The organism is Domibacillus sp. A3M-37 (genome assembly GCF_024213455.1).
Lineage (GTDB): Bacteria > Bacillota > Bacilli > Bacillales > Domibacillaceae > Domibacillus > Domibacillus tundrae.
In genome coordinates this window covers 1-6408 of the sequence record NZ_JANAVL010000047.1, presented here as the reverse complement: position 1 = coordinate 6408, position 6408 = coordinate 1, and the positions used below count along the sequence as shown (strand labels likewise).

Here is a 6408-nt window from a genome sequence, read left to right as displayed (position 1 = left end):
ATATAAATCAATGTCTTTTAATTGACCTATTCTAAAGGAGCGCCATTACTAAGCGATTGAGAACTCCGGGGGGAATTGGCTATAATGGCGCCGGATCATTTAAATTAGCAGCCGCGGTGCATTGTAGCACCGATGATGATTAAAAGAATGAACAATACTACGATCAGCGCAAAGCCGCCGTGACCGCGTCTAGGCTCACAGCACTCAACAGCTTCTACACGTCTTTCACAGCATCCATGACCACCGTAACCGCCGCCGTATCCACCGCCGTAACCACGTCCAAAACCCCACATATAATTCCACCTCCGTTTACAGAAAGATAGCGATGCAATTATATAAATCAATATCTCTAACATCTTTTAATTGATCTATAATAATTGGATCTATCTTGTAAGATATGAACAGCGAAACGTATTGGCTTAAGCCATTGCCTCTATTGATAATCTTTTTTTTTGTGAAAGAAGTTAGTAAGTTGACTCATTTCATCAGCATCGTGAGGGTCGGACCTCGACGGTGAAAAAAGGCGATCGCGTGCTTGCGGAAGAATTTGAGGCGTAATTTCTCCGCGTCTGGCTACAAATATGCGTGTAAACATATGCGGTAAAGTTGCGTCAAGGTCGTCTGAAACACAACCCTGGCGCGGGTTTATCGTACGTTTACGTTTTGCGTGTACGTCATTCTCCGTGGTACGTTAACAGTATCAACGAGAGAAGGAGCATATCGCCATGAGTAAGAAAAAGAAAAAGCAGCCGGAAACATTACGGGACATATTCGAACAGAAAACGAAGAAACTTAAATTCGACGAGAAGTATGATCGTAGTACGGTTTATCTGGAGCGTAACGTGAAGGCCGTATTAAAAGAAATGACACTTACGGAGGATAAAGGATTCAAGACCGCTCTTGTAAATTATTCGATCAAGAAGGTGCTGCGCGATGAGTACGGAAGGGATCCGGACAAAGACCAGGGCGACTGGCCGAACACGTAAAAAAGCCGCGGGAGGAGGGAATCTCCGCGGCTTGGGTAAGACGGTTATACAACGAATGGGGTCCGACTAATTATGCCCACTATGGCGGAAAATAACCGCACAAAAAAAGCCACGGGGGCGCCGTAGCAATAAAGGAACCGTGTGATTAAGGGACAACGAATGAGTGCCGTTCATCGTTGCGTATTAATCGTTACCCGCTGCGGAGAAAGATAAAACCGCATAGAAAAGACCGCGGGAATCTCCGCGGTACAAACTACTCAGAAAGATGAGGATGCGGGTCAATGCAGCAGAGACCCTAACCTAGATTATCGCCCGTTACGAATAAATTTAAACTATATTGAAAACGTAAAAGAGCGCAGCTACGTGATAGCGACGCTTGAAAATAGTGCCATTAGGAGAAGACAAATCAATATATGTACGGCTTGGCCGCTATATTCCTCGGATTCCGGACGCAAAAAAGGCCACGGAAGATCCGCAGCAATAGGTGGGTTGAAAGTATGTAAGCAAAGGTATGTTAATCGTTACCCGCTTATAGTGGAATCGTAAACCTTCTATGAAAAAAAGCGGCCTGTCAGTAGCCGCTTAAATTAGGTATCTGCGCTGTGGGGTAAGGGCCTAGTTGATGAGATGGTCTGATCATTGTATGTATACGTATTAGAAACGTGAAAGAGCGCAGCTACCCGTTATGATAGCAACGCTTTTAAATATTACCTATTCAAGAAGAGATAAATTAATATATGCGTGATTGGTTCTCTATGTTCCTCGGATCCCGGACGCAAAAAAAAGGCCGCGGAGGAATACCGCGGCGATGAGAGCGCCATTTCTAGGCGATTCAATATTTCGCTGAAATGACGCCTGGTGAGTAGAGTGCAGGATATAGCGGATGTGGCGTGGAGCTGTGGAGCTAGCTATTTAAATTAATTACCAGCCACCGCAGAATGAAGCTCCAATGATGATTAAAAGAATGAACAGAACGACCACTAATGCAAAGCCGCGTCCGTGTCCATGAGCAACGTGACTCATATCAACCCACCTCCTTTAAAGAAGGATAGCGAAACAATTATATAAATCAATTTCTCACAATTAATTTATAATAATTGAATCTATGTTATAGAGTATGAGCGAAGAAACGTATTGGATTGAGCCTTTGTCTCTACTAAATAATCTTTTTGTGAAAGAGATTAGTAAGATGATGCATTCGAGTAACGCCGCGACGGGTAGCTGCGGTATATGTTAGAGGAAAACGAAACAATAGCCGTTGCTGGCGGGGTGAATCCGTAATGCAGTACGATAGCGGGCCGAATCATCGGCAGTGAAGGGTCTTGGCCTCGACGCCTAAAAAAGCCGGGGGTGTGCGTCAATTTTCCGCAAATGAGGTTGTTTTCGGGTAGTGCGTTTATGCACGATCTTATGCAGCGGTTGTCCTTCCGCTGGCACACCCGGCTGCACCAGGCTACTCGCGCCAGTCCATACGAATATACATAGAAGAATGCAGTCGTACCAACGGTTTAAGGGTCGTCTTGCATAAACGGAAGGACTTACTGATAACTTTGCGTAAGTAGCCGATAGCCGACAAACATTGATACAGCAAGGGTTCCGTTTAAATAAAAGTTTACATAAGATCAGTTATAAACAGTCGATCCTGTCAAGTGATATGTTTTGAGTGAATACGTTATGCATGGCGCTTCGCTCGTTCAGGCTGAATCACAAGTATATAATACGAATAATATTAATTATTTAACTTTTAATGTTCGTATTTTTCGGTGTAGCAAAATTCCCCAAGCCCCATATCGGAGTACCTCTCAGCAGCTGCATCATCAAAACAGCCGTCATGTTCAAATCTATGTGGTAAAAAATTATATATATTTACAGAAAGATGGTAAAAAATTTGTGCTATAATTTTAGGCTCTGTTAAACACTAGTGTTGATTTTTTGAGGAATGCAATAATTGAAGCAATAGACCGAAATTGTGCACTAAAAAAGCCTCTATAATTTTTTAGAGGTTTCATGTAAACGGCTATTCATTTATTAGTTTTTTGAGGACAGCTGCGGCTTCTTCTATGTCGTCATAATATTCAATCATTTGGGATTCGACAAAGGTTAACTGTATTGTTTCAGTGTTTTTTTTGCAGCTGGCTTTTAAAAAAGCTTGTCCATTCTTGCTGAATGTATGGGTAATCTCAACGGTTTTGTAGTAGCACAGCGTTTTTAACATTTCTTTTATGTGTTTTAAAGGCAGTTGATAGTCTCCTTCCCTAACATTTGATTCTTAATTATAACACGAATTTAGCTGTTTGCTCAACAGTTCGCCCATGCAGCTTATTACAGAACAAGCAGGACTTTTATCAACATCGGGCTTTAACAGAGCCTAATTTTAAAATATCGAGGGGGTAATGCGGCCGCCCTGGCGTTGTGCTACGCTATATTTCGTATTAATAGAGAGAGAAAGAGGAATTTACGCATGGCTATGAGTTATTTAGAAGCACAAACGGAAGTTTTACGGAGATTGGAAGACGGCGATCCGCTGTATTTCCGCGAAATTGATAAGGACGTCTATAACTTAATTGACCCCGATCATGGAACGCTGAATTATCTGTACTGCAATCGATACATGCAATACGACCGGCATAACAAGGCGTTCATCAAGTACGGCTACCGCGACAAGCGGCTCAGACCTTACGAGAGAATGACGAATGCCCAAGTAAGCTATGTCGTTGATTTACACGCGGAGTATTTACATAAGCAATCCGGCCAGGAAGAAAGCGCGAAAAAGCTGCTCGAATCAACGTTTACGATAGTGCCGCTCAGAAGACGGTCGCCACGATTCTAAAAATAAAGCTCTGTTAAAGAACAATGTTGATTTCTTGTTAAACTAAAGGAGCAGTTTAGTTGAAAAAGAAATGCTAAAATGGACCCAATAGAAACCGTTTTACATTCGGGGGAGTTGGTTATTATATTTAAAACTAAAATACGGGACTACCTTTTACTTGTGGTGGTTTATATTATAGGTACTCTGATTTTTGACGATAAGCATCGGTTGGATGCTGATTTTCCTATTCGTTTTGGAATTTTTACACTCTGTTATTGGGTAGGTGTTTGGTTCTGGTCAAAACGAGAAGCGAAAAACCAAAGAAGCTGATGGTAAGCTGAGGAGGTATACATTGGTATGTCATATCCGTATGAACAATTTGAAGGCACACCTTTATGGGAAGCTATTAATAAAGGGATAGACGACCTTGTAGAAAATAACGATATTGAAGAAACGACACGTAGAGAATACATAGTCGGCTACCTTTGCAAGTTAATAAATGAATCAGTAACGACAAAATAAATAACTGGTGCTTGTTGAACTCCCATGTAAGAACGAGTTTCCTTATATAATCTGTGGTGCAGTGGTTGTTGTTGCATGGATGGCTAACGGGGGCGTTAGTTTAACAAGAAACACAAAAAGACCGGGGACAATTCTCGGTCTTTTCTTTTGAATAAAAATCAACAGTAAAGTTTAACAGAGGCTATCTTTTAATAAAAATCTTTTAAAGATCTTACGTAAGAAGGATCGTCTGAATTCATCTTTTACACCGAAAGTGGTTCCAGGTGAATTTGTGAAAACGGCGAAGCCTTTCTTTGATGATGCAGAAGATATTCATGACCTTTGGAAAAAAGCAGCCTTTGTCTATCGCCAGTTTGATTTGCTGCACGAATTGGAACAGTACACGGAATTAGTCATTGATGCGCTCAAACAGTCTGTCTATGCACTGAAACACCGGAAAATCCGGAAGGATTTTAAAGGCTATTTCTACGGAACCTTGCTTAAAATGTTTACCTACCAGAAGCGTCAGGAGACATTTTCTAGCCACCCGTCTATCTTTAATTGGCTTGAAGATCAGCAAGAAGAATCAGCAGGCAGCAGACAAAATTGGCGTACAGAAATTCAAGAATTGATGGCGAAGGAAGAACGGGATCTGGGCTATGTGAGCGAAGAAATTCCATACTGATCCATCAGAAAACCGTTGCTAGAAAAAAGAGAAAACCGGTCTGCAGGAAAGTCGAAAAATGCAGGCAGCCATTGTGTCTGCTTCTGAAAAGAACGGTGTCTTTTTTTAGCAAATGCTGTTCTTTGTCGTTCTTTTTTGAACGGTAAGGCAGTATTTTAGGTGTCAAAAAATTTGCCATTTGGCTGAAATTTGCTGTCAAATTTTTTGCCAAAACGGAAATTTCGTGTACCCATGAAAACACTAGGCTCTGCCTAGTACCACACGGAAAGTGGGGTCATGTTTTCCTTATGCTCTTTTCTCACTTTGAAAGCATAACGTAGCTTATAGCTTTTAAAATTCGTTTAACTATTATTTGAACAGAAGGCAGGGAATTCATTGAAAAGAATATTGTTTTGTTTCTCACTACTTACATTATCTATTTTAGCTGCTTGTAATGGATCGACGTTAAGCTTTAGCGAAATTGCAAACGTTCCAGATGATGTGCAAGATAAAATTGAATCGAATTATACGCTTCAATTAATTGGCGGTGGTGAGGATATTTATACCTCTTATATTGTTTATCGTACAGCAGGAAAAGTAACCACTGATCTTGAGGTTCAAGGAGATACCGTAAAAGTAAAGCTAGATGAAACGAATCTACAAGATGATGTAAGCAAACCTCATGTATATAAATTAACGGTGGATCCTGAACATGAAGTTATTGAGGTCTTGATTAATGGGCAGCTCACACCATTTGATAATCTTACAGATTTCTAATGAGGTACAGTCATCATTGATCGTCTAGCTGCTTTAATCAAGGTAGCAGGAAATTGAGCAAGACGGTTTTATTATCGACTTGAAAACCGTCTGTATTTAAAGCAGCAAAACCTTAGTAATCGAAAAATAGTCGATAAATCCATACCTAAATAAATATCTAGGTTGAAACGTCAGTATGAACCTTGATAATAATGAATATCAACCCTTAGTATTAAGAATATCTAGGTTTTTACCTAGGTTTAGAAGGTAGGTGCTAACATGGATAAAAGTATTTATCAAGGTGATAAAAACCTTGATAATAATCAAGGTAAAACAGAATTTACGGTAAAAGAAGTGGCTACTCTCTTAAATGAATCCCCAAACGTTATTCGTAACTGGATGAAAGAACTTCGAGAACATATTCCCCTCACTAAAAATGAAAGTGGCTATAACGTATTTAGCCATGAAGCGTTAGAGAAAATGAAATCAATTAAACAGATGCACCGGCAGCAAAACTATTCAATTAAGCAAATTAACCATTATTTTGCGACAGGTGGAGAATCCTTTCAGCCACTTCCAGAAAAGGGACCAGACGAAATGCTGGCAGAAGAGCTTCAGAAAATGCGAGAAGCCATTCAATTCTTAAGAGAAGATGCCAAGAAACAGCAGGAATTTAACCAGGCATTAGTCGA

Annotated in this window: 8 protein-coding genes; 6 read left to right on the top strand and 2 right to left on the bottom strand. The window is 40.5% G+C overall.

Annotation, left to right across the window (positions count from 1 at the left end):
- Positions 1-104 precede the first annotated feature (104 nt).
- On the bottom strand, positions 105-293 hold the full coding sequence (locus tag NLX67_RS22210; RefSeq protein WP_254313576.1) for a YjcZ family sporulation protein: 189 nt from the start codon (positions 291-293) through the stop codon (positions 105-107).
- Positions 294-725: 432 nt separating this feature from the next.
- Here NLX67_RS22210 and NLX67_RS22205 point away from each other — a divergent pair, with 432 nt between their 5' ends.
- On the top strand, positions 726-986 hold the full coding sequence (locus NLX67_RS22205) for a hypothetical protein (RefSeq protein WP_254313575.1): 261 nt from the start codon (positions 726-728) through the stop codon (positions 984-986).
- Between the two features lie 921 nt (positions 987-1907).
- Here NLX67_RS22205 and NLX67_RS22200 read toward each other — a convergent pair.
- Positions 1908-2009 carry a YjcZ family sporulation protein gene (locus NLX67_RS22200; RefSeq protein ID WP_254313574.1) on the bottom strand — a complete coding sequence of 34 codons (102 nt, stop codon included), beginning with the start codon at positions 2007-2009 and terminating at the stop codon, positions 1908-1910.
- Positions 2010-3447: 1438 nt separating this feature from the next.
- Between NLX67_RS22200 and NLX67_RS22195 the strand changes: the two genes are divergently transcribed.
- The 5 genes from NLX67_RS22195 to NLX67_RS22175 form a co-directional block, all read left to right on the top strand.
- On the top strand, positions 3448-3816 hold the full coding sequence (locus NLX67_RS22195) for a hypothetical protein (protein WP_254313573.1): 369 nt from the start codon (positions 3448-3450) through the stop codon (positions 3814-3816).
- 336 nt (positions 3817-4152) lie between these two features.
- Positions 4153-4317, top strand: coding sequence for a hypothetical protein (locus tag NLX67_RS22190; RefSeq protein ID WP_254313572.1), 165 nt, complete (start codon positions 4153-4155; stop codon positions 4315-4317).
- 271 nt (positions 4318-4588) lie between these two features.
- The gene (locus tag NLX67_RS22185; RefSeq protein ID WP_254313571.1) at positions 4589-4981 is read left to right on the top strand and encodes a hypothetical protein; all 393 of its coding nucleotides are present in this window, start codon (positions 4589-4591) and stop codon (positions 4979-4981) included.
- A 375-nt stretch (positions 4982-5356) separates the two neighbouring features.
- Positions 5357-5737 carry a peptidylprolyl isomerase gene (locus NLX67_RS22180; protein WP_254313570.1) on the top strand — a complete coding sequence of 127 codons (381 nt, stop codon included), beginning with the start codon at positions 5357-5359 and terminating at the stop codon, positions 5735-5737.
- Between the two features lie 258 nt (positions 5738-5995).
- Positions 5996-6408, top strand: a 413-nt coding sequence (locus NLX67_RS22175) for a MerR family transcriptional regulator (RefSeq protein WP_254313569.1), incomplete at its 3' end; no start/stop codon positions are given.